At 68.6% G+C, this 21,010-nt stretch carries 19 protein-coding genes; 8 read left to right on the forward strand and 11 right to left on the reverse strand.

All coding sequences use genetic code 11. The features are described from left to right. The first annotated feature begins 41 nt into the window (after window positions 1-41). Together tatA and RAH40_RS20900 are read left to right on the forward strand one after the other, a co-directional pair. Window positions 42-206, forward strand: a complete 165-nt coding sequence (tatA, locus tag RAH40_RS20895) for a twin-arginine translocase TatA/TatE family subunit (protein ID WP_306599569.1) — start codon at window positions 42-44, stop codon at window positions 204-206. A gap of 209 nt (window positions 207-415) precedes the next feature. After that, entirely contained in the window at window positions 416-2,053 is a 1,638-nt protein-coding gene (locus RAH40_RS20900; protein WP_306599570.1) for an ATP-binding protein, read from the forward strand. Here RAH40_RS20900 and RAH40_RS20905 read toward each other — a convergent pair. From RAH40_RS20905 to RAH40_RS20915, 3 genes are read right to left on the reverse strand one after another with little or no spacing between them, the layout of a single operon-like run. After that, window positions 2,039-3,190 carry an HD domain-containing phosphohydrolase gene (locus tag RAH40_RS20905; protein ID WP_306599571.1) on the reverse strand — a complete coding sequence of 384 codons (1,152 nt, stop codon included), beginning with the start codon at window positions 3,188-3,190 and terminating at the stop codon, window positions 2,039-2,041. The genes RAH40_RS20900 and RAH40_RS20905 overlap by 15 nt on opposite strands. Continuing rightward, a complete protein-coding gene (locus RAH40_RS20910) occupies window positions 3,187-4,290 on the reverse strand; it encodes a response regulator (RefSeq protein WP_306599572.1) in 1,104 nt (367 codons plus the stop codon). The genes RAH40_RS20905 and RAH40_RS20910 overlap by 4 nt, the downstream gene beginning before the upstream one ends. Then, window positions 4,283-6,301, reverse strand: a complete 2,019-nt coding sequence (locus tag RAH40_RS20915) for a PAS domain S-box protein (protein ID WP_306599573.1) — start codon at window positions 6,299-6,301, stop codon at window positions 4,283-4,285. Before RAH40_RS20915 ends, RAH40_RS20910 begins: the two co-directional genes overlap by 8 nt. Before the next feature lie 103 nt (window positions 6,302-6,404). Between RAH40_RS20915 and RAH40_RS20920 the strand changes: the two genes are divergently transcribed. Further along, complete coding sequence (locus tag RAH40_RS20920; protein WP_306599574.1) at window positions 6,405-7,601, forward strand: response regulator; 1,197 nt, start codon at window positions 6,405-6,407, stop codon at window positions 7,599-7,601. Here RAH40_RS20920 and RAH40_RS20925 read toward each other — a convergent pair. Beyond that, window positions 7,573-8,727, reverse strand: coding sequence for a response regulator (locus tag RAH40_RS20925; protein ID WP_306599575.1), 1,155 nt, complete (start codon window positions 8,725-8,727; stop codon window positions 7,573-7,575). The genes RAH40_RS20920 and RAH40_RS20925 overlap by 29 nt on opposite strands. A gap of 69 nt (window positions 8,728-8,796) precedes the next feature. Here RAH40_RS20925 and RAH40_RS20930 point away from each other — a divergent pair, with 69 nt between their 5' ends. Beyond that, a complete protein-coding gene (locus RAH40_RS20930) occupies window positions 8,797-10,650 on the forward strand; it encodes a hypothetical protein (protein WP_306599576.1) in 1,854 nt (617 codons plus the stop codon). A gap of 100 nt (window positions 10,651-10,750) precedes the next feature. Here the strand turns inward: RAH40_RS20930 and RAH40_RS20935 are convergent, their stop codons facing one another. Beyond that, entirely contained in the window at window positions 10,751-11,542 is a 792-nt protein-coding gene (locus RAH40_RS20935; protein ID WP_306599577.1) for a sulfite exporter TauE/SafE family protein, read from the reverse strand. 207 nt (window positions 11,543-11,749) lie between these two features. Between RAH40_RS20935 and RAH40_RS20940 the strand changes: the two genes are divergently transcribed. Further along, the gene (locus RAH40_RS20940) at window positions 11,750-12,568 is read left to right on the forward strand and encodes a hypothetical protein (RefSeq protein ID WP_306599578.1); all 819 of its coding nucleotides are present in this window, start codon (window positions 11,750-11,752) and stop codon (window positions 12,566-12,568) included. On the opposite strand, the gene RAH40_RS20945 is transcribed toward RAH40_RS20940, so the two are convergent. From RAH40_RS20945 to RAH40_RS20960, 4 genes are read right to left on the reverse strand one after another with little or no spacing between them, the layout of a single operon-like run. Next, complete coding sequence (locus tag RAH40_RS20945) at window positions 12,561-13,019, reverse strand: hydrogenase maturation protease (RefSeq protein ID WP_306599579.1); 459 nt, start codon at window positions 13,017-13,019, stop codon at window positions 12,561-12,563. The two genes, RAH40_RS20940 and RAH40_RS20945, sit on opposite strands and share 8 nt — an antisense overlap. After that, window positions 13,009-13,692 (reverse strand): Ni/Fe-hydrogenase, b-type cytochrome subunit, encoded by a 684-nt coding sequence (gene cybH, locus RAH40_RS20950; protein ID WP_306599580.1) that lies wholly within the window; start codon window positions 13,690-13,692, stop codon window positions 13,009-13,011. Before cybH ends, RAH40_RS20945 begins: the two co-directional genes overlap by 11 nt. A 12-nt stretch (window positions 13,693-13,704) precedes the next feature. Further along, on the reverse strand, window positions 13,705-15,423 hold the full coding sequence (locus RAH40_RS20955) for a nickel-dependent hydrogenase large subunit (protein ID WP_306599581.1): 1,719 nt from the start codon (window positions 15,421-15,423) through the stop codon (window positions 13,705-13,707). Continuing rightward, entirely contained in the window at window positions 15,423-16,544 is a 1,122-nt protein-coding gene (locus RAH40_RS20960) for a hydrogenase small subunit (protein ID WP_306599582.1), read from the reverse strand. Before RAH40_RS20960 ends, RAH40_RS20955 begins: the two co-directional genes overlap by 1 nt. 288 nt (window positions 16,545-16,832) lie before the next feature. On the opposite strand from RAH40_RS20960, the gene RAH40_RS20965 reads away from it, so the two are divergent. Genes RAH40_RS20965 through RAH40_RS20975 form a run of 3 tightly spaced genes read left to right on the forward strand, consistent with a single transcriptional unit; the run spans window position 16,833 to window position 19,606 of the window. Beyond that, window positions 16,833-18,551, forward strand: coding sequence for an ATP-binding protein (locus tag RAH40_RS20965; RefSeq protein ID WP_306599583.1), 1,719 nt, complete (start codon window positions 16,833-16,835; stop codon window positions 18,549-18,551). A 42-nt stretch (window positions 18,552-18,593) separates the two neighbouring features. Continuing rightward, on the forward strand, window positions 18,594-19,130 hold the full coding sequence (locus RAH40_RS20970) for a thioredoxin family protein (protein ID WP_306602315.1): 537 nt from the start codon (window positions 18,594-18,596) through the stop codon (window positions 19,128-19,130). Then, window positions 19,130-19,606, forward strand: a complete 477-nt coding sequence (locus RAH40_RS20975) for a GNAT family N-acetyltransferase (protein WP_306599584.1) — start codon at window positions 19,130-19,132, stop codon at window positions 19,604-19,606. Before RAH40_RS20970 ends, RAH40_RS20975 begins: the two co-directional genes overlap by 1 nt. 100 nt (window positions 19,607-19,706) lie before the next feature. Here the strand turns inward: RAH40_RS20975 and RAH40_RS20980 are convergent, their stop codons facing one another. Together RAH40_RS20980 and RAH40_RS20985 are read right to left on the reverse strand one after the other, a co-directional pair. Further along, window positions 19,707-20,276, reverse strand: a complete 570-nt coding sequence (locus RAH40_RS20980) for a UbiX family flavin prenyltransferase (RefSeq protein ID WP_306599585.1) — start codon at window positions 20,274-20,276, stop codon at window positions 19,707-19,709. A 1-nt stretch (window position 20,277) separates the two neighbouring features. Further along, entirely contained in the window at window positions 20,278-20,994 is a 717-nt protein-coding gene (locus tag RAH40_RS20985; protein WP_306599586.1) for a DUF554 domain-containing protein, read from the reverse strand. Window positions 20,995-21,010: the final 16 nt, after the last annotated feature.

Consider the following 21,010-nt stretch of genomic DNA (forward strand, 5'->3'; position numbering starts at 1 on the left):
TCAACAGATCCGCGCCCTGGGCCCGGACCCCGGAGACCATCATGGGTAACCTCGGAATCACTGAAATCCTCCTGATCGGAGTCGCGGTGCTGATCTTCTTCGGGCCCTCCAAGCTGCCGGAGCTCGGCAAGTCCCTGGGCCGCGGCATCCAGGAGTTCAAGAAGGCCAGCCGCGAGCTGACCGCCCCCGCCGGCGACGGAAAGTAGGGCCGGGATGACCGCCGCCGCCGAGCCGGCGGCTGCTTTTGGGGATTTTGCCCCGAAAAATATAGCAAATTGTGCTAAAAAATGTCCGTCCCGCGGAAAGGGGGGCAACCATCCGGTTGCTCCCTTTTTGGCCGGATCCCGTGCCAGGGGATGCTTGAAATCCGGCGAAGCGGCATGGACCGGAACCTTGTCCGGCCTGACAATGGCTCATGGATACCCGGCCCGGCCTTCCTGAAACCCCTGGCAACGCCGTTCCCGGCGCGCTGGAGGCGCTGCTGGATTCCCTCGATTCCTGGTCCGCCCTGGTGGATCCCGCCGGGGTGATCACCGTCGTCAACCGCTCCTGGACCGCCTACGAGGGGGCCAACCCCTTCGTGGCCGGCCTGGGCCCGGGGAACGACTACGGCGCGGCGGTGCAGAAGGTGACCGGGTCGGCCGACGGCAACCTCTCCATCGTGGCCCTGGGCCTCCTGGCCGTGCTCAAGGGCAAGGTGCCCCGCCTGCGCCTGGAATTCCCCCTCAAGGGGGACGCCACCCAGTGGTTCGGGGTCCTTGCGGTGCGCTCGGGGGGCATGGTGGCCTTCCACCACACCGACCTCACCGAACGCATGGTGGTCATGCAGCGCCTGCGCAGGGCCGAGACCCTGTTCAAGGCGACCACCGAGCACGCCCTGGACCTCATCTCGGTGCTGGACACCGACGGGAAGGTGGTCTTCACGAGCCATTCCCACCCGAAGGTCCTGGGCTACTCGGAGCCCGAGTGGAAGGCGCTGCGGCTGGAGGAGCTCATCCACCCCGGGGACGCCGCCGGCTACCTCAAGCACATCCGGGACGCCTTCAAGTCGGGGCTCAGTCCCTTTTTCGAATACCGCATCCTCCACCGGAACGGCACCTGGAGCATCTTCGAGGGCCGGGCGGCGGTGGTGGAGACGGCCTCGGCCAGCAGCGAGACGGTGCTGCTCATCTCCCGCGACGTCACCAGCCGCAAGCAGGCCGAGCTGGAGCGGGCCTCCATGGAGGTCCAGCTGCGCCAGGCCCAGAAGCTGGAGGCCGTGGGCCAGCTGGCGGCGGGCATCGCCCACGAGATCAACACCCCCACCCAGTACATCAGCGACAACGTCCGGTTCCTGGAGGAGGCCTTCAACAGCCTCGCCGAGATCCTCAGGGAGCAGGGGGGACTCCTGGACGCGGCGGCCAAGGACGCGGCCCTGGCTGCCCGGGCCGCGGGCATCCGCGAGCTGATCCAGCGGGAGGACCTGGACTACCTCCTGGGCGAGGTCCCCCGGGCCATCCAGCAGTCCCTGGAGGGCCTCACGCGGGTGTCGAGCATCGTCAAGGCCATGAAGATCTTCAGCCACCCGGGCGTGGCGGGGCGGGTGGCGGTGGACTTCAACCAGTGCGTCGAGACCACCTGCATCGTGGCCCGCAACGAGTGGAAGTACGTCGCCGTCCTGGAGACCGACCTCGCCCCGGACCTGCCGAAGATCACCTGCTACCCCGGCGAGGTGAACCAGATGATCCTGAACCTGATCATCAACGCGGCCCACGCCATCGAGGCGGCCCTGGGCGGCTCGGGAGGCAAGGGCGCGATCCGGGTGCGCACGTTCCAGGAAGGCGACTGGGCGGTGCTCCAGGTGGAGGACACCGGCACGGGCATCCCGAAGCTGATCCGGGACCAGGTGTTCCTCCCCTTCTTCACCACCAAGGCCGTGGGCAAGGGCACCGGCCAGGGGCTGGCCATCGTCCACTCCGTCGCGGCCAAGCACGGAGGGACGGTGGGCTTCGAGTCCGAGGAAGGGAAGGGCACCACCTTCACGGTGCGCCTGCCCCTTTCAGCCAAGGACTAGGAAGGGCTCCTTCAGTCCCACGAGCCGGGCGAAGTTCTTCAGGCGCTCCAGGTGGCTCTCCCCGACGCGGGTGAGGGGGGGATAGACCAGGATCCCCTCCCTCGTCTCGACGCCTTCCACGAGGATCTGTCCGGGCTGGACGGTGTCGTGGGTGGCGAGGTGGGGCAGGTCCTTGTCCTCGGCCAGCGCCTCGTCGGGCATCTCCAGGGTCCGGGCCAGGGCCTGGAGGATTTTCGGGTCGTAGAAGAGGGAGGTCTGGCTCATCTCGGCCAGCGCGGACTGGGCGTTGCCCCGCTTCTCCTCCAGGTCGAGGAAGTCCGAGGCGACCTTCAGGATGCGGCCGCCCAGGGGGATCTCGTCCTCCCGGACGTGGATGAGGGGGAACCCGGAGCCGTTGTAGTTCTTGTTCATGAAGAGGATGGCCTGGGCGACCTCCTCCATGCGCGGGATGTGGCGGATGAGGCCCGAGCTGATCTCCGGGAGGCGGGTGACCGTCTCGCGCTCGTGGGTGGTGATCAGGCCGCCGGAGCGCACCTTGGCCATGACGGAGGGGGGGACGGTGAGCGCGCCGATCTGGCTGAGCATGGACGCGACCGTCACCACCCAGGTGGACTCCAGCTCCAGGACCTTGGCGATCTTCTGGGCCAGGGGGGCCAGGTGCTGGGACCGCGCGAAGGCCACGGGGTCGGCGATCGAGAGCAGGTCCACCAGGAGGGCGAGGCTGCCCTTGAGGGTGCCCTCCACCAGCTCCCGCTCGGCGGTCACCAGCTGGTACTGCTTGAGTCCGGCCTCCAGCGAGAGGGCCAGGGTGTCCGGGTCGCAGGGCTTGGTGAGGAAGCGGAAGATGTTCCCCTGGTTGACGGCCTCGATGGCCGTGTTCTGGTCGGCGTTGCCGGTGAGCATGATGCGCACGGAATCCGGGGACAGCTCCTTGGCCCGGGAGAGGAACTGGATGCCGTCCATGCCGGGCATGCGCATGTCGGAGAGGATCACCCCGTAGGGGTCGTTATCGCGCATGCAGGCCAGGGCCTCGTCGCCGCCCTGGGCGGTGTCGAACTGGAAGCGCTTGCGCAGCGTCCGGGTGTAGGCGGCCAGGATGTTGGGGTCGTCATCGACCAGGAGGACCTTGGGGCTCATGGGGTGTCCTTTTCTGCGGGTTCGAGGGTGAGCCAGGCGGGGACGCGGTCCTGGAGGCCTGCTCCGGCGAGGAACTCGCCGTCCTGGAGGCCCGCCGCCACGTGCACCGCCGCCATGGCCAGGGGATCGGCGAGCCGGGCCCTGGACGGGGAGCGCAGGTTGCCGACGAGGTCCAGCAGGGGGGCCGGAAGGCCCATGAGGGTCAGGTAGAGCCTGGAGACCTCGGGGGCTTCGGCGCCGAAGACCCGGCGTTCGTCCCGGTCCTCCGTCCCGGGCCGGGCCAGGGCCAGGATCATGGGGCCCGCGGCCGAAAGGAGGCCCCCGGCGTAGGCGAGATCCTGGACCGGCGCCGGGGCCCCCTCCGCCCGCGCGATGGCGAGGGCGAGCCGGGCGATGCGGAGGTGGGCCTCGCGCAGGGGCCTGAGCCGGGCCTCAGCCTCGGGGGCCGCGGGACCCATTACGAGATCCGCCAGCTCCTCCCGGCCCAGGAGCTGCACGGCCTCCCAGGGGTCCACCGTGGGCCTGGGCGGTCCGTAGAAGGCCGAATTGACCAGCTTCAGGGCCTTGGCGGCCAGTCCGGGATCCCGGCAGACCAGGCCCCTCAGGGCCACAGGCTGGGCGGCGGGATCGTCCAGGAACGCGCGGACCCGGTGGGAGGTCACGGGGCTTCCCGGCAGCTGGCCCATGCCGGCCACCACCGGAAGCAGGTCCATCTCGCCCTGTCCGAGGTCCTTGACCTCGGACACCTGGACGAGGGCCGCCAGCAGGAGGCCCGGCTCGCTGGGCTTGGTGAGGAAGCGGTGGGCGTACCGCGCCGCGCCGTGGAGCATGGCGGTGTCCTGGTGCCCCGAGAGCACGATGCGGACCATCTCCGGCCGGTGCTCCAGGCTCCATTCCATGAGCTGCACGCCGCTGTAGCCCGGCATGTTGAGGTCCGTGACCAGCACGTCGAAGGGCTGGACCTCCAGGAGCTCCCGGGCCTTGCGGCCGGACTCCGCGACGACGACCTCCCAGAGGTTGCGCATGCGGCGCAGCATGCGCTCGAGGCCCAGCAGGATCAGCTGCTGGTCGTCCACCAGCAGGATGCGAAGCCTAGCCAAGGCGCCCCCCTTCCCGGTCCCGGGTGACGGGTACCCGCAGGATGAACACGGACCCCGACCCGGTCTCCGTCTCGAAGGCCACGGTGCCCTTGTGGCGCTCCACGATCACGGTGTGGACGATGGCCAGGCCCTGGCCGGTGCCCCTCCCGACCTCCTTGGTGGTGAAGAAGGGATCGAAGATCCTCGGCCTCACATGTTCGGGGATGCCCGTGCCGGTGTCCCGCACCCGGATCTCGGCCATGCCCGCGTCCAGGGCGGTGGAGACGGTGATGGTCCCCTTGGTCTCGGGATCGGCGCTCTGCGCGTCGCTGATGGCGTGGGCCGCGTTGACCACGAGGTTGAGGACGGCCTGGTTGATCTCGTTGGGGTAGCAGAGCACCGGCGGGAGGTTGGGATCCAGCTCCAGGACGAGGTTGGCCACGTACTTCCATTCGTTGCGGGAGACGGTGATGGTGCTCTCGATGGAGCGGTTGAGGTCCACATCCACCGGTTCCTCGCTGCCGGGGTGGGAGAAGTCCTTCATGGCCTTGACGATCCGGGTGACCCGGGCGATGCCTTCCGCGGACTGTTCGATGGCCCTGGGGATCTCCTCCTTGAGGTAGGGCAGGTCCACCTCCTCCAGGATCCGAGCCAGGGGACCCGCAGGCTCCGGGAGGGCCTCCTCCAGCCCTTCCACCACCCTGAGCAGGTCCTGGAAGGCCTCGGCGAGGAACTTGGTGTTGTCGCCGATGTACTGGGTGGGCGTGTTGATCTCGTGGGCGATGCCAGCCGCCAGCTGGCCGATGGCCTCCAGCTTCTGCGCGTGGCGCAGCTGGACTTCCAGGGAGAGGCGCGCCTGTTCGATCTTTCGGTTCTCTGTGGTGTCCTCCATCAGCCACACCGACCCTTCGTGGGGTATGGCGGGGTTCAGGGGCCTCCCGATCATCCGGCACCAGAACGAGGACCCGTCGCCCCGCAGGAGCTGCCAGGTGACGTCGGCGCGCTCCCCGCGCCGCATGGCGTCGTAGGTGGAGCGGGCCATCTCGTCGTAGGAGGCGCCGTCGGGGTAGAGGATCCGGGTGGGGGCGCCCAGGAGCTGGGCCAGGGGCCGCCCCAGGATCTCCGCCAGCCGGGAGTTGACCCATTCGAAGACTCGGTCGCGCACGAAGGCGATGCCCAGGGTGGAGTTCTCTAGGATGAGGTTCTTGATGGCGTGGGCCTTCAGCAGCTCCGTGTCCGCCTTCACCCGTGCCGTGATGTCCCGGGAGACGATGATGGCCAGGTCTCCGGAGGCGGTCCTGCCGCGCACGATCGCCGCCCGGCCCTCGAAATGGCGCCACGTGCCGTCCTTGTGGAGCAGGCGGAACTCGGTGGTGTCCTCGCGCCCGCCCTGGAAAAGCTCGGCCAGCTCGGCCTGGAGCCGGTCCCGGTCCTCGGGATGGAACAGGAACATGGGGGGGAACTCGTTGAGTTCCTCCATGGTGAAGCCCAGGGTCCGGGCATGGGCGAAGTTCTGGAAGAGCCGCCGGCCACTCTGGTCCAGCAGGGCCACCAGGTCGCCGGCGTTCTCGGAGATCACCCGGAACATCTCCTCGTTCTCGCGCAGGCGCTGCTCCGATTCCCGCTTGCGCGCGTTGCGTTCGAAGGCGCTGAGGAGGCAGTGGGCCAAGCGCCCGGGTGAGAGGTCCGGCGGAGCCAGGAAGTCCTCGGCACCCCTCCGGATGGCGAGGCGGGCCATCGTGTCGGCGCCGTCCTTCGCCACGAGGACGATGGCGAGGTCCCCGCCGTCCCGCCAGATCATGTCCAGGGCGGGAAGGCCCGGACCGCCACCCAGGCCTGCGCCCAGGACCACCAGGTCGATGCCGCCGCCCCGGAGCCTCCGCAGGCCCTCCCCGAGGGTCGCGGCGCTGGAGGCGGCCGTCCCCGGCAGCCCCGCCGCGGCGAGGTCGGCCAGGGTGCCCGAAAACAGAGGGTCGTCCTCGATGATCAGGAGGGTTCGGGGCTGGGGCGCTTCCAGGGGGGTTTCGGGCATCTTGGGCGGGACCTGCTAGATGGTATCGTCCACTTCCGCCCGGGAATGAAATTCAGGGCCAAGGAAATCCGCACGATAAGGTAGAGAGGATCGCGAAGCAGCCATGGCCGTCAGGACCCGGATACTGTTTGTTGATGATGAACCGCTCGTATTGCAGGGGCTCCAGCGGCTCCTGCGGAACATGCGGGCCGAGTGGGACATGGTCTTCGTCACCAGCGGCGCCGAGGGCCTGGAGGAACTGGCCCGGTCCCCCTTCGACGTGGTGGTCGCGGACATGCGCATGCCGGGCATGAATGGAGCCGAATTCCTCAACCGCGTCATGCGGCTCCATCCGGGCACGATCCGGCTGGTGCTCTCGGGCCAGGCGGATTCCGACCTGATCCTCCAGGTGGAAGGCGCGGCCCACCAGTTCATCTCCAAGCCCTGCGACCCCGGCATCCTGCGCACCGTGATCCAGGCCGCCAGCGAGATCGGAGGCCGCCTGCGCAGCGAGGAGATCCGCCGGGTCCTCGGCGGGATCGCCCACCTCCCGGTCCTGCCTGCCGCCTACCAGGAGATCCTGGCCCTCCTGGCCATCGAGGCCACGACCGTGGAGGACCTGGGCAGGGTGGTGCAGAAGGACCCGGGGATGACCGGCAACATCCTCAAGCTGGTCAATTCCGCCTATTTCGGCCTGCGCCAGCGGGTCTCGGACCCGGCCGAGGCGGTGTCCTTCCTGGGGGTCGACACCCTCAAGTCGCTGGCCCTGGTCCACGGAATCTTCAGTCAGGTGCGCGCGCTGCCGCAGGCCTTCAACGGCGCCCACCTCTGGCAGCACAGCCTCCAGCTGGCCGCGGCCTCCCGGGAGATCGCCAGGCTGGAGGGCCTGGGCCGTGAACTGGAGGCGGACTGCTTCACGGGGGGCCTCCTCCACGACGTCGGCCTGCTCCTGCTGGCTTCGGGGTTCCCCTCCGAGTACCACCGGATCGCCGGGCTCCTCGCCACGAGCTCCATGGAGATCCTCGATGCGGAAATGGAGGTGCTGGGAGTCCACCACGGCGAAGCGGGGGCGCACCTCCTGGGTCTATGGGGCCTGCCCGGCGCCGTCGTGGAGGCGGTGGCCCACCATCACTGCCCGCGCCCGTCCATCGGGATGACGCCCGAACGCGTCGTCCACGCGGCCGAGACGCTCTCCACGGCCGTCGGCGACTGCAAGGTGTTCGGCGTCCAGAGGGTCTGGGACCCGGGAACCCTCGAGGATGCCGTGGGACCCAGGTACGAGGCCTGGAAGCTCATCCTGGACCGGCTGGGCGAGGAATAGGGAGCACGATGTTGAAGCGGCTGCCGCCGCCGGGATTGTCGTCCACCCAGATGCGGCCCCCGTGGGAGTCGACCGCCGCCTTGCAGAAGGCCAGGCCCAGGCCGCGGTTGTGGCGGTTGTGGGCGTGGGAGGCGGAGGTCTCCAGCTGGACGTAGAGGTCGAACATCCCCTCGCGCATCGCCTCGGGAACCCCGGGGCCCTGGTCGGACACGTACAGGTGGAGCCCGTCGCCCTCGTGGCGCCCGGCGCCCAGGAGGAGGGTTCCGCCGTCGGGGGAGTAGCGCAGGCAGTTGTCCAGGAGGTTGCCCAGCACCCGGTCCATGAGGACCGGGTCCATGGGGTGGTGGAGATCGGCGTCCTCCACCTCCACCACGCCGTGGATCTTCCGCACCTTCAGCCAGAGGTCGTGGCGGGCCAGGATCCCCTCCAGGAAGGGCCGGAGCGGCACCTCGGCGAGGGAGGGCCGGATCCCGGTGTGCTCGGCCTTGATGTGGTCCATCCAGGAGGTGACCAGCCGCAGGAGGTGCTCGGCGCCCGTGAGGACCCGGTTCCAGGCCGCGGCGGGCCGGGTCTCCTGGGTGACCATCATCTCCGCCTGAAGGAGGATTCCGGCGATGGGGTTCTTGAGGTCGTGGAGGAGGAAGGCCTGGAGCCTCTCCCGCTCCTCGCGGGTCCGGAGGATGATCTCGTTCTGCGCCCCGATGGTGGCCACGCTGGTGCGCAGGTCCGTCATCAGCCCCCGGATGCGGATGAGGGACTTCACGCGCAGCTGCAGTTCCTCCGTGCGAACGGGCTTGGTGAGGAAGTCGTCGGCGCCGCAGTCCAGGGCCTCGGCATAGAGCTTCTCGTCGTAGGAGCCCGTGAGGACCAGGACGGGGATCTCGCCCCATCCCGGCAGGAGCCGCAGGGCCCGGCAGGTCTCGATGCCGCTCATGCCCGGCATGACGAGGTCCAGGATGACCAGATCGACCGTGCCGCCCTGCGCGAAGGCCAGCGCGGCGGCACCGTCCCCGACGCAGTGGACGATGTAGCCGCCGCGGCCCAGCTGGCGCTTGAGGGCGGCGCTGACGGCCCGGTCATCGTCCACCACGAGGATGGTTTCCCGCGAACCCCATTCCGGCGGCATGGTATTCTCCGAAGCGTCCCACATCATGTCATGAACGGCCATGAAGGGCGCGCCCAGAGAGGATGATTGATGGCCTCGATACTCCTGACGAAGGTGCTCGCCGCTCCCGTCCCCGACGAGGCCTGGTTCGAGGGGCTGCTGAGGTGGGTGATGGACGGGGACCCGGAAGGCGGCCTCACCTCCGCCCGTTTCCGCCGGCTGCAGGAGCTCCAGGAACACCTCGAACTCCGCCCCTCGGGCCCTGAGTGGAAGGCCCGAATCCAGGCGGTCTGGAGCCATACCAGCGCTGTCGGCCTCCTGGCCGATGCGGGCCTGCCCACCCATGGTTCCTTCCTCCGCGAGGCGGTGGAGCTCCTGGTCGACCGGTTCGTGCCCAGCCTGGATCCCGAGAATGACCTCTCCGCGCTCCTTCACCGCCTGGAGCTCGACGAGGCCGACGGGGACTGGGTCGAGGCCCTGCCGGAGGGGGACGGCCTCTGGGACGGGCTCCTCTCCGTGCCTGCCGAGGCCCGCTGGGACGCCGTCCAGCTCCTGGCCTACCGGGCCGCGGCCCTGGGCCTGGCTCGCGACCTGCTGGGCCTGGGCCCCCAGGAACGCGAACTGGACTCGCCCTTCGCCAGGCTCCCCGAGGCCGCCGCGGCCCTGCGCGTGGGCGGGGATCCGGGCTGGGCCGCGCTCCTGGAGGACTGCCGCGCGCGCATGGCCAGGGCCCTGGAGCACCTCGAGACCCACGGGACCAGCTCGGAGCTGGTGTACCGCCTGGATCTCCTGGAGGCCTACCTGGAGCGCTGCGGCAAGCTGGTGGACGTCATCCAGGGCAGGCTCGGCGGCCGGGCGTTCGCCGCCGAGCTGATCCGGAGCAAGGCCCGGGGCCGGCGCCTGGGCACGCTGGTCAAGGGCAGCGTCAGGCTCATGGCCCGGAAGGTCGTGGAGCACACCGGGCGCACCGGAGAGCACTACATCGCCGAGTCCCGCGGGGAGTGGGCGAGCACGTTCTGGTCCGCGGCCGGGGGCGGCGCGCTGACGGCCTTCACCGCGCTCTTCAAGTACGCCCTGGCCGCGGCCGCCCTGGCGCCCCTGGTGGGCGGCCTGGGCTTCGCCGCCAACTACACCCTCAGCTTCGTGGCCATGCAGTTCCTGGGCCTGACCCTCGCTTCCAAGCAGCCCGCCATGACCGCCGCGAGCCTCGCCGGCGCCCTGGAGGACAGCCGCTCCCGGGCCGGCCTCAAGGACCTCGTGGCCGGGATCACCCGCAGCCAGGTCATGGCCACCGCCGGCAACGTCCTGGTGGCGATCCCCGCGACCCTCGCCCTGGCCCTGGCGTGGCGCTGGGCCCTGGGCCGGCCCTTCGTGGATCCGGCCACCGCCGCCCACAGCCTCCACGGACTCCACCCCTTCCGCTCCTGGACCATCCCCTTCGCCATGCTCACCGGGGTCCTCCTCTGGATGTCCAGCCTGGCCGCGGGCTGGGCCGCCAACTGGAGCGCATTCCGCCGCCTGCCCGAGGCCGTGGCGACGCACCGCCGCCTCCGTCTCTGGCTGGGCCCCGCCCGGGCCGAGGCCCTGGGCAGGCAGGTGGAGCACCACTTCAGCGGCGTGGCGGGCTACGTGGCCCTGGGCCTCCTCCTGGGCTTCCTCCCCGTGGCCTTCGCCTTCGCGGGCCTGCCCGTGGAGGTTCGCCACGTGACCCTCAACGCCGCGTCCCTGGCCCTCTGCGCCGTGGAGGACGTGCCGCGCTGGGGGGACATCGCCTGGGGGCTCCTCAGCATCGTCATCATCGGGGTGTGCAATTTCGGGGTGTCGTTCCACCTGGCCCTGAAGACGGCCATGAGGGCCCGCGGGGTGACGGGCTTCCATGAACTGAGCTGGCTGGGCCGGGAGTTCCTGAAGGACCCGTGGACGTTCCTGGGCCCCCCGCGCTAAGGGAACCCGTTCCTTCTTCTCCTCGGCGGGCCGAGGTTCGCCGGGAAATGAAAGGGGATGATTCCCGAACCCCAACGGGCCCTACTTCAACTCATGTGCTTCAAATGCCGTGGATCTTGTAGAAGTACCATGCCGTCAGGATGAACCCCACCCCCACGACGATGGCGCGCACGGTCTTCCGCCCCACCCGGTGGGCCATGTGGGATCCGAAGAACCCTCCGCCCATGGCCGCGATCGCCATGAGGCCGGCGGTGCCCCACACCACGTTGCGGCCGTGGAAGAAGACTTCCGCGCCCAGGAACAGCAGGATGGCCACGCCGTTGATGGACAGGGCCAGGAAGTTCTTGAGGCCGTTCATCTGGTGGATGTCCGTGAGGCCCAGCAGGCTCAGGGCCGCGAGCATGAGGATGCCGATGCCCGCGCCGAAGAAGCCCCCGTAGATGCCCACCAGGAACTGGAAGAAGATGGCGCCCATCCACCAGGTCCGGCTCCGCTCGCCGCCGTGCACGTGCCCGAGGGCCTTGGAGATGGAGTCGTTGGCGGCCATCAGGAGGGTGGCGGTGAGGATCAGCCAGGGGATGAGCAGGTCGAAGGTCTTGGCGGGGGTCGCCAGCATGAGCCACGCGCCCAGCGCGGCGCCGCCCAGCGACGGGGGCACCAGGCGCAGGGCGAAGCGCCGGGTCCCCTTCAGGTCCTCCCGGTGGCCCACGAACCCGCCGATGGACCCGGGCCACAGGGCCAGGGTGCTGGTGACGTTGGCCTGCTGCCCCGTGAGGCCGATGCCCAGCAGGGCGGGGAAGGAGATGAGCGTGCCTCCTCCCGCGATGGAATTGATGGTGCCCGCGGCGAAGGCCGCGGCCAGAACGGTAAGTTCACGCCAGAGATGGGTCATCCCATGAGACTAGAGGCAGTCGGCGCCGTAATCCAGGGTGGGGCGGGAGCTCAAGGGGTGATCCGGCATGGGGCGCTGTCAAGACCTCGTGATACGTTGGAATCATATGGAAAAAAACGAATAAACTTTCATGTTACAACATTAATTTTCTATGGATGATCTCTATCCGCGGCTACGATCGACCCCGCCCTCTGGAGGTGGGCAACCATGAACCTTCGTTCCCTCTCTGCGCATGTCCCCACGTTCGCTCTTCTCATCGCACCCGCGCTGATGGCCCAGTCGGGCCCCCAGCCGCCGCCCCCGGTGATGGTATTCATCCGGGAGGAGGTCAAGCCCGGGAAGGGAGCGGCCCACGAAGCCACCGAGGCCGCCTGGACCCAAGCCATGATCAAAGGCAAATCGACCAACTATTACCTGGGCATGGAGGCCTTGACCGGCCCTTCGGAGGCCTGGTTCCTCGCCGGTTACGGCTCCTTCGCGAAATGGGGCGGCGCCCAGAACGAGTTCGACGCCAACCCCGACCTCAAGAAGGAGATCGCCAGGATCGCCGAACAGGACGGGGAGCTGCTCAGCGGCGCCCGCACCTTCGTGGGGGCCCGCCGCAAGGACCTGAGCTTCGGACCCGACGTGGAGATCGGCAAGATGCGGTACATGCGCGTGCGCACCTTCCGCGTCAAGCAGGGCCAGAACAGGCCCTTCGAGGACGGCCTCAAGGTGGCCCTGGAAGGGTATGCCAAGAGCAGGTATCCGTTCTCCTTCGCCACCTACGAGGTGGTCGCGGGCCAGCCCTCGCCCACCTTCGTGATCCTGCGCCCCATGAAGTCCCTGGGCGACATGGACCTCGCGGACGCGGCCGACAAGGCGTTCCTGGAGGTCATGGGGGAGGACGGCCGCAAGGCCCTCTCCAAGGTCTTCGGGGACAGCGTGCAGTTCGTGGAGAACCAGATCTTCTCCTTCAACCCGAAGCTCACCTTCGCGGGGCCCAGCACCATCGCCAGCGACCCGGCCTTCTGGGCGCCTAGGTAGCGAGTTCGGCCAGCACCGCCGCCGCCGCCCCGGGCACGGCCTCCGCCAGGGCGGGGCTCAGGTCCACGGTCATGTCCTGGGGCAGGGCGATGCTGAGGGTGAAGAGCACCACGTCGGGCTCCCCCAGGTCCATGAGGTAGAAGCTGTCCAGCAGGTCCTTCAGGCCGATGTCGTGCGCGGCCAGGCTGGGGGGGAAGTCGCTGGCGAACTTCGGGGCCAGGCGCCGCAGGGTGCCGGGGGGCTCGCCGTCGGCGGTGGCGTCGACGAGGATGATGCGGCGCGCGTCCTGCATGGGCTCGAGCAGCACCAGGCTGCCGGTTCCCCCGTCCAGGAACTCGACGCCGGGCGGGGCGGGGGCCTCCATGAGCCTGCGCACCACGTGGACCCCGGCCCCCTCGTCGCCGAGGAGCGTGTTGCCGATGCCCAGCACCAGGATCCGGTCAGGCGTCACGGTTGTCCTTCTCGAACTTCCAGCCGCCCACCATGGAGGAGGTGGTGCCCCGCCCCTCGATGTAGTCGTGGTAGAAGACCAGGTACACGTGCACCAGGGTGAAGAGCACGTAGAACCAGAGCATGGCGTGGTGCCACTGGCGCGTGTTCTGGTCGCCGCCCATGAAGGGCACGACCCAGGCGAAGGCCTTTCCGACGATGGAGCGGCTCATGGGGGCATACAGCCCGAACCCCGTGGCCACCTGGAACAGGAAGGCGAAGAAGGTGGCGAAGTAGATGGTCCCCGCCAGGCGGTTGTGCCCCACGTGGACGGGCCCCTTGAGCTTGGTCTGGAAGACGTCCACCTTGAGCACGTCCACGATCTCGTCGAGGTTCTTCCTGGAGGTGGGGATGAACTGCCGCCAGTCGGCGTACCGGTTGCCCACGAAGCCCCAGTAGATGCGGGCCAGGAAGTTGATGAGGAAGACGTAGCCGGCGGCGAAGTGCACGAAGCGCAGGGTGCCGAACCAGTACTGGCCCGAGGCCTCCTGGGCGAACCCCACGTGGATGGGGTTGCCGATGAAGTAGCCCGTGACGGCCAGGGCCGTCACGGCGAAACCGTTGATCCAGTGGAAGGCCCTCACGGGCAGCTCCCACACGTACACCCGCTTGTAGGTGGCGTTGGTGGCGTGCATGTCCCCCTCCGCTCAGTTGAACTGCACCTGGTGGATCTGCTTGCCGCTGGGGTCGTAAAGGTGCACGGCGCAGGCCAGGCAGGGATCGAAGGAATGGATCGTCCGGAGGATCTCCACCGGCTGGTCCACGTTGGCCACGGGCGTCCCGATGAGGGAGGCCTCGTAGGAGGACCGCTGCCCCTTGGTGTCGCGGGGGGAGGCGTTCCAGGTGCTGGGAACGACCAGCTGGTAGTTGTCGATGGCCTTGTCCTTGATGCTGATCCAGTGGGCCAGGGCGCCGCGGGGCGCCTCGGTGAGGCCGACGCCCTCGGCCGCGGCGGGCCAGGTGTCGGGATCCCAGTGGTAGCGGGTGTGGGTTCGCACCTCGCCGTTCCTGATGTTGGCCACCAGCTCGTCGAAGAAGCCCTTCATCCAGTGGGCCACGATCTGGGTCTCCACGCCCCGCGCCGCGGTGCGGCCCAGGGTGGAGAAGAGGGCGGTGACGGGCACGTCGAGCTTGCCGAGCACGACGCCCACCAGCTCCTTCACGTCCGTGTTCCCCTTGGCGTAGGCCACCAGCATGCGGGCCAGGGGACCCACTTCCATGGGGTGCTCCTTCCACCGCGGGGTCTTCAGCCAGGAGTACTTCCCTTCGACGTTGAGCTGGTCGTAGGGCGGCTTGGGCCCGGTGTAGTTGAACTCGGTCTCGCCCCTGAAGGGATGCAGGCCGACCTCGTCGCCGCCGCCGTACTTGTACCAGGAGTGGGAGATGTATTCCCTGATCTCCTTCTCGTCCTTGCCGTTGACCTCATGGACCTCGTTGAGGTTGCGGCCCAGGATGGCGCCGCGGGGCAGCAGGTAGGAGCCCACGTCCCGGATGCCCCGGGTGGGCAGGTCGCCGTAGGCCAGGTAGTTCTCCAGCCCTCCGCCGATGGCGGCCCAGTCCTTGTAGAAGCCGGCGATGGCCAGGAGGTCGGGCACGTACACCTGTTCCACGAAGGTGATGGCGTCCTTGATGAGGCTGGCCACGTGATTGAGGCGTTCGGTGTTGATGGCGTTGACCTCGTCGATGTTGAACGAGCAGGGGACGCCGCCCACCAGGTAGTTGGGGTGGGGGTTCTTGCCGCCGAAGATGGCGTGGATCTTGACGATCTCCTTCTGCCATTCGAGGGCGTCCAGGTAGTGGGACACGGCGATGAGGTTCACTTCCGGCGGGAGCTTGTAGGCCTTGTGGCCCCAGTAGCCGTTGGCGAAGATCCCCAGCTGGCCGCTCTCCACGTACTTCTTCAGGCGCGTCTGCACCGCGGCGAAGTGGCCGGGGTTGGACCTGGGCCAGGCGGACAGGGACTGGGCGATCTTCGAGGCCGCGACGGGATCGGCCTTGAGCATGCTCACCACGTCCACCCAGTCCAGTGCGTGCAGGTGGTAGAAGTGGACCACGTGGTCCTGGACGAACTGGGCGCAGAACATGAGGTTGCGCACCAGCTCGGCGTTCCTGGGAACCTCGATGCCCAGGGCGTCCTCGACGCTCCGGCAGCTGGCCAGGGCGTGGACCGTGGTGCATACGCCGCAGACCCGCTCGGTGAAGGCCCAGGCGTCGCGGGGATCGCGGCCCTTGAGGATCTTCTCGATGCCCCGGACCATGGTGCCGGCGCTGAAGGCGTCCTTGACGACGCCGTTCTCCACCACCGCCTCGATGCGGAGATGGCCCTCGATGCGGGTGACAGGATCGATGACGATGCGCTTGCTCATCACTTGGCCCCTTCGTCTTCAGTCTGGCCCGCGGGAGAGGATTCCTTCACCGTCTCGGCGATGAGGGGGCGCTTCCGGATGTTGGTGGTGACGGCGTGGGCCGCGACCCCCACCGCGACTCCGATGCCCAGCCCCAGGCCGATGGTGTCGGCGGTGGATTCGATGCCGAAGCCCGGCGTGCTGGGCAGGTGCCGGTAGAAGGGGCCGTTGTCCCAGAACCCGTTCTCCGAGCAGCCGATGCAGCCGTGGCCGGACTGGATCGGGTAGCTGACGCCCCCGTTCCACCTGGTCACCGAGCACGCGTTGTAGGTCACCGGACCCCGGCAGCCCATGCGGAACAGGCAGTAGCCCTTGCGCGCGCCCTCGTCGTCCCAGGCGTCCACGAAGAGTCCGGCGTCGTAGTAGGGGCGGCGGTAGCAGGTGTCGTGCACCCGGCGCCCGTAGAACTCCTTGGGGCGGCCCAGGGCGTCCAGCTCGGGCCCGCGCCCGAACATGAGGATGTGGGTCACCACCGCGGCCATGACGTCGGCGATCGGGGGGCATCCCGGTACGTTGATCACGGGCTTTCCTACCAGCCTGGAGATGGCCGTGGCGTTCGTGGGGTTGGGCTTTGCGGCCTGGACGCAGCCGAAGGAGGCGCAGTTGCCCCAGGCGATGATGGCCGCGGCGTCCCGGGCGGCCTTCCTGAGGATCTCCTCGGCGCTCTCGCCGGCGATGCAGCAGTAGGCCCCGTCCGCGCCGGTGGGCACCGAGCCCTCCACCAGAAGGATGTACTTGCCCGCATAGTTCTTCATGGTGTCGTGCAGGCACTTCTCGGCCGCGGTGCCCGCGGCGGCCTGGAGGGTCTGGGTGTAGTCGAGGGAGATGGCGTCCAGGAGCACGTCGGCCACCACCGGGTGGGAGCCGCGGATGAAGGACTCGCTGCAGCAGGTGCACTCCTGGAAGTGGAGCCACACCACCGGAGGCCGGCCCTTCTTCTCGAAGGTGGCCGCCACCGCCGCGGTGGCCTGCGTGCCCAGTCCCGCCGCCACGGCCGCGAATCCGCAGAACTCCATGAACTCCCGGCGGCTATAGCCCTTCTCCTTCATGGTCTCCCACAGGGATTCCCGTGAAACAGACATGCAGCCTCCTCTGGTGTTGAGATTGAGACCCGGTCTTATAAATCATTCAATTAGAAGTGGAAACTCGAGGAATGGTAGTGCGACCTGTGGCGAAGTCAACACAAAGAGCACGCATTTGGTGTGAATTAGTTAACACAAATATTTTGTTATATTTAATTCAAATCTGGCCCTGTGCCGGCGGAAGGTCCCGGGGAATTGGGCGCCCTCGCCCCTTCCCCTCCGCGCAGGGAGAAGATCAAGATTGGGCATATAAACCCAATCAAGATCCGACAGCCGGAAAGGCGTCCGATGATCCCCCGCCTCGAGTCCCTCAAAGAGCGCCTGCTCCCGGACCGCACCCTGGGCCTTGAGCAGCGCTTCTTCCAGGGGCTCTGCCTCCTCGCGGCCCTGGTCTCGATCTTCGTGGTCATCCCCCTGGACCTCTTCCAGGACCTCGGTCCGTGGGTGGACGCGGTGAGCCTGTGCTTCGGCGTGGTGTCCCTGGCCATCTACTGGGAGGCGCGGCAGGGCCGCTACCTGAAGAAGACCATGCTGTTCTCCTACGTGGCGTGCCTCGACCTGCTGTGGTTCCCCAACGGCGGCTCCCAGGGCAGCGTCGGGCTCCATTTCTTCGAGGCCGGGCTGGGACTGGTCCTGTTCTTCAGGGGGCGTTTCCGGTATGCCGGCATCGCCCTGCTGGTGGCCAACGTCACGGCCCTGCTCCTGGCGGAGCGGGCCTGGCCGGACCTGGCCTACCCCTTCCGCTGGCCTTCCGGACGGCTCCTGGACCTCACCACGGGCTATGCCATCTCCCTCCTCGTGTGCTCCCTGATGCTCGGGTACGTCCTGGGCGGGCTGGACCGGGAGCAGGCGAGGCTGCGCCAGGCCCTGGAGGACAGCCGGAGGGCCGAGGCGGAACTGGCGGAGTCCCGGGCCCGGCTGTTCCAGGCGCAGAAGATGGAGAGCCTCGGCAGCCTCGCGGGAGGCATCGCCCACGACATGAACAACGTCCTGGGCGCGATCCTGGGCCTGGCCTCGGTGTACGAGCACAGGGCGCTGCCGGGCTCGGACCAGGCGCGGGACATGGGGACGATCCGCCTCGCCTGCGAACGCGGCGGAAGCATGGTCAAGGGCCTCCTGGGGTTCGCCCGGAAGGGCGTGCCGGAGGAGCGGGACGTGGACCTGAACGCCCTGGCCCGGGAGCAGATCGCACTGCTGGAGAGGACCACCCTCCGGCGGGTGATCCTCGAGACCGATCTGGGCGACGGCATCCGCCAGGTCCGGGGGGACCCGGCGGCCCTGGGGCTGGCCCTGATGAACATCTGCCTCAACGCCGTGGACGCCATGCCCGGCGGGGGTTCCCTGCTGATCCGCACCTTCAACGGCCCGGAGGGGACCGTGATCCTCGAAGTGGCCGACACGGGGACCGGGATGCCTCCGGACGTCCTGGCGCGGGCCATGGATCCCTTCTTCACAACCAAGCCCCAAGGGCAGGGCACGGGGCTGGGCCTTTCCATCGCCTTCGCGACCCTCGCGGCCCACAAGGGGAGCCTGGACATCCAGAGCCGGCCGGGACGAGGCACCCAGGTGCGCCTGCGCCTTCCGGGCCTGGAGACCGCCCTCCCCGGAGCGCCGGCGGCAGGGGCCCTCGGGCCCTCCCGGCGGCCCCTGAAGGTGCTCGTGGTGGACGACGACGAGCTGGTGCGGGAGTCCCTGGAGGCGCTCCTTGAGGCCCTGGGCCACGCCTGCGCCCTCGCGGAAGGGGGCGAGGCGGCCCTTGCCACGCTCGAAGCCGGCCTGCGCCCGGACGTGGTGCTCCTGGACATGAACATGCCCGGACTGGACGGGGGGGCCACCCTGCCGCGTCTCCGCCTCATCGAGCCGGACGTCCCGGTCCTCCTGGTCACGGGGAGGGTGGACCAGAACGCCCTGGACCTGGTGGCCTCCCACACCGGCGTCTCGCTGCTGGGCAAGCCCTTCGGCATCCGGGACCTCCAGGCGCACCTGGACGCGCGCACCGCCGGATAGGCTAGAATCGGGAAGCCTCGAAAGGACCTCCCCGTGCCCCGCATGCCCCTGCTCCCAGCCGTTCTCGTGGCCCTGGCGGCCAGCCCCCTCCTCCACGCGCAGGCCCGCCCCGCCCAGGAGCTCCTCAAGGAGGCCCAGGCCGCGGCCGCGGGCCGGACGGTCCTGGTGGCCTTCCACGCCTCCTGGTGCGGCTGGTGCCGGCGCCTGGAGGCCGTACTGGCCCGCCCCGCGGTGAAGGCGGTCATGGACCGCCACTTCGTCACCCAGTGGCTGACCATCCAGGAGCGGGGACCGAAGAAGGAGCTGGACAACCCCGGCGCCGCCGAGCTGTACGCCACCTGGACCGGCGGCGTGAAGACCGGGATCCCCTTCTACCTGGTGCTGGACGGCAAGGGCGCGCCGCGCTCCACCTCCATCCGCCCCATCGCCGGCGGCCCCGCCGAGAACATCGGCTATCCCGGCAGCCCCGCGGAGATCCAGGCCTTCGTCTCGCTGCTCAAGGACGGCGCCCCCGGCCTGACCCAGGCCGAGATGGAGATCCTCGCGGCCGAACTGGACGCCGCGAAGCCGGTGAAGTGATGCTCACCCTGCGTCCCGCCGCCCCCGGGGACATCCCCCTCATCCTCGCCTACGTGCGGGAGCTGGCCCTGTACGAGAAGGCCCCCGAGAAGGCCGTGGCCACGGATGCCGACATGCGCGGGGCGATCTTCGGGGAGCACCCCTACGCCTGGGTGATCCTGGCCGAGTGGGAGGGCCGCCCCGCCGGCTTCGCCCTGTGGTTCTACAACTTCAGCACCTGGGAGGGGAAGCCTTCGCTCTACCTGGAGGACCTCTTCGTGAGGCCCGAGTTCCGTGGCCACGGGATCGGCAAGGCCCTCCTGAAGCGCCTCGCCGCCATCGCCCTCGAGAAGGGCTGCACGCGCTACATGTGGGCCGTCCTGGACTGGAACCAGCCCTCCATCGACTTCTACGAGCGCCAGGGAGCCAAGGTGATGCGGGAATGGCTGCACTGCCGGGTCGAGGGCGAGGCACTGGAAAGACTGGCCAGGGAATAGCCCTTCCTCGGCGATCCTCGGCCCCTCGGCCACCTCGGCGGAATGCATCGCCGAGGTGGCCGAGGGGCCGAGGACCGCCAAGGAAGGCAGGGAGGGCGGTTCAGCCCTTCCATCTCCGGAAATGGGCGTATTCCATGCCGAACTCCGCCATCACCTTGCCCACCAGGTGGTCCTCCATGTCCTCAACGGACGCGGGACCGTGGTAGGAGGTGAGGACGGGCGGCATGATCACGACGCCCATCTTCGCCAGTTCGAGCATGTTCTTCAGGTGGATGACGCTGAGAGGCGTCTCCCGGGCCATGAGAACCAGCTTGCGGCGCTCCTTGAGGGTCACGTCGGCGGCGCGCAGGAGGAGGTTCTCGGAATAGCCGTGGGCGATGCCGGCCACCGTCTTCATGCTGCAGGGGATGACCACCATGCCTTCGGTGCGGTAGGTGCCGCTGGCGATGGTGGCGCCGATGTTCCTCACGTCGTGGGTGCGGGTGGCCAGCGCCTCCAGCTCCCTCTGGGGCAGGTGGAGCTCGTGCTCCAGGGTGCGGCGGGCGCCGTCGGTGGTGACCAGGTCGGTCTCCCAGCCATCCTGCTCCCGCATCGCGTGCAGGAGCCGGATGGCCAGGTTCGCGCAGCTGGCGCCGCTGATGCCCACCACGAGGCGCTTGGGACCGGTCATCCTAGTGCACCATGAACCGCACCCACAGGGCGCTGATGGGCATGGCGATGAAGAGCGCCGGGAGCATGTTCGCCACCGAGAAGGGCTTGATGCCCGCGATGCGGAAGCCCGTGGCGACCATGATGAGGCCGCCGCAGGCGGAGAAGTCCGCGATCATGAAGGGCGTGGTCATGGGCAGGATCTTGGTGGCGAGCAGGAAGAGGCTGCCCTGGATGACGAACTGCGGGATCGCCAGGGTGGCCACGGAATAGCCCAGGGCCGTGGCGAAGATGGCCGCGGTGAAGAGGTCCAGGAAGGACTTCACCATGAGCAGGGAGGTGTCCCCGGTCATGCCCTCGTTCATGGCCCCGAAGATGCCGGTGCCGCTGGCGCAGAAGAGCACCAGGATGGCCACGAACTTGCCGAGGAACTCCTCGTGGGTGATGCCCTCGGCGGGCTTGGCGAACTTGTCGATGAAGCCGCGGGTCTTGCTGGCGAGCTTCATGATGTAGTCCTCCAGGTGGAGGAGCTCGCCGATGGCGGTGCCCACCAGGAGGGCTAGGATCACCGCGGGGAGGAACTTGACCTTGACGATCATGGCGATGCCCAGGCCCATGGAGGACACCCCGAAGACCAGGGGCATCTTGGTGCGCAGGTTCTCGCTGATCTTGTTGCCCATGGAGGCGCCGGTGAGGCTGCCGAGGACCACGGACGCGCCGTTGACGAAAGGACCGATCATATGTGCTCCGGAAGAA

The sequence above is a fragment of the Geothrix sp. 21YS21S-2 genome (assembly GCF_030846775.1).
In the GTDB taxonomy this organism is placed as follows: domain Bacteria; phylum Acidobacteriota; class Holophagae; order Holophagales; family Holophagaceae; genus Mesoterricola.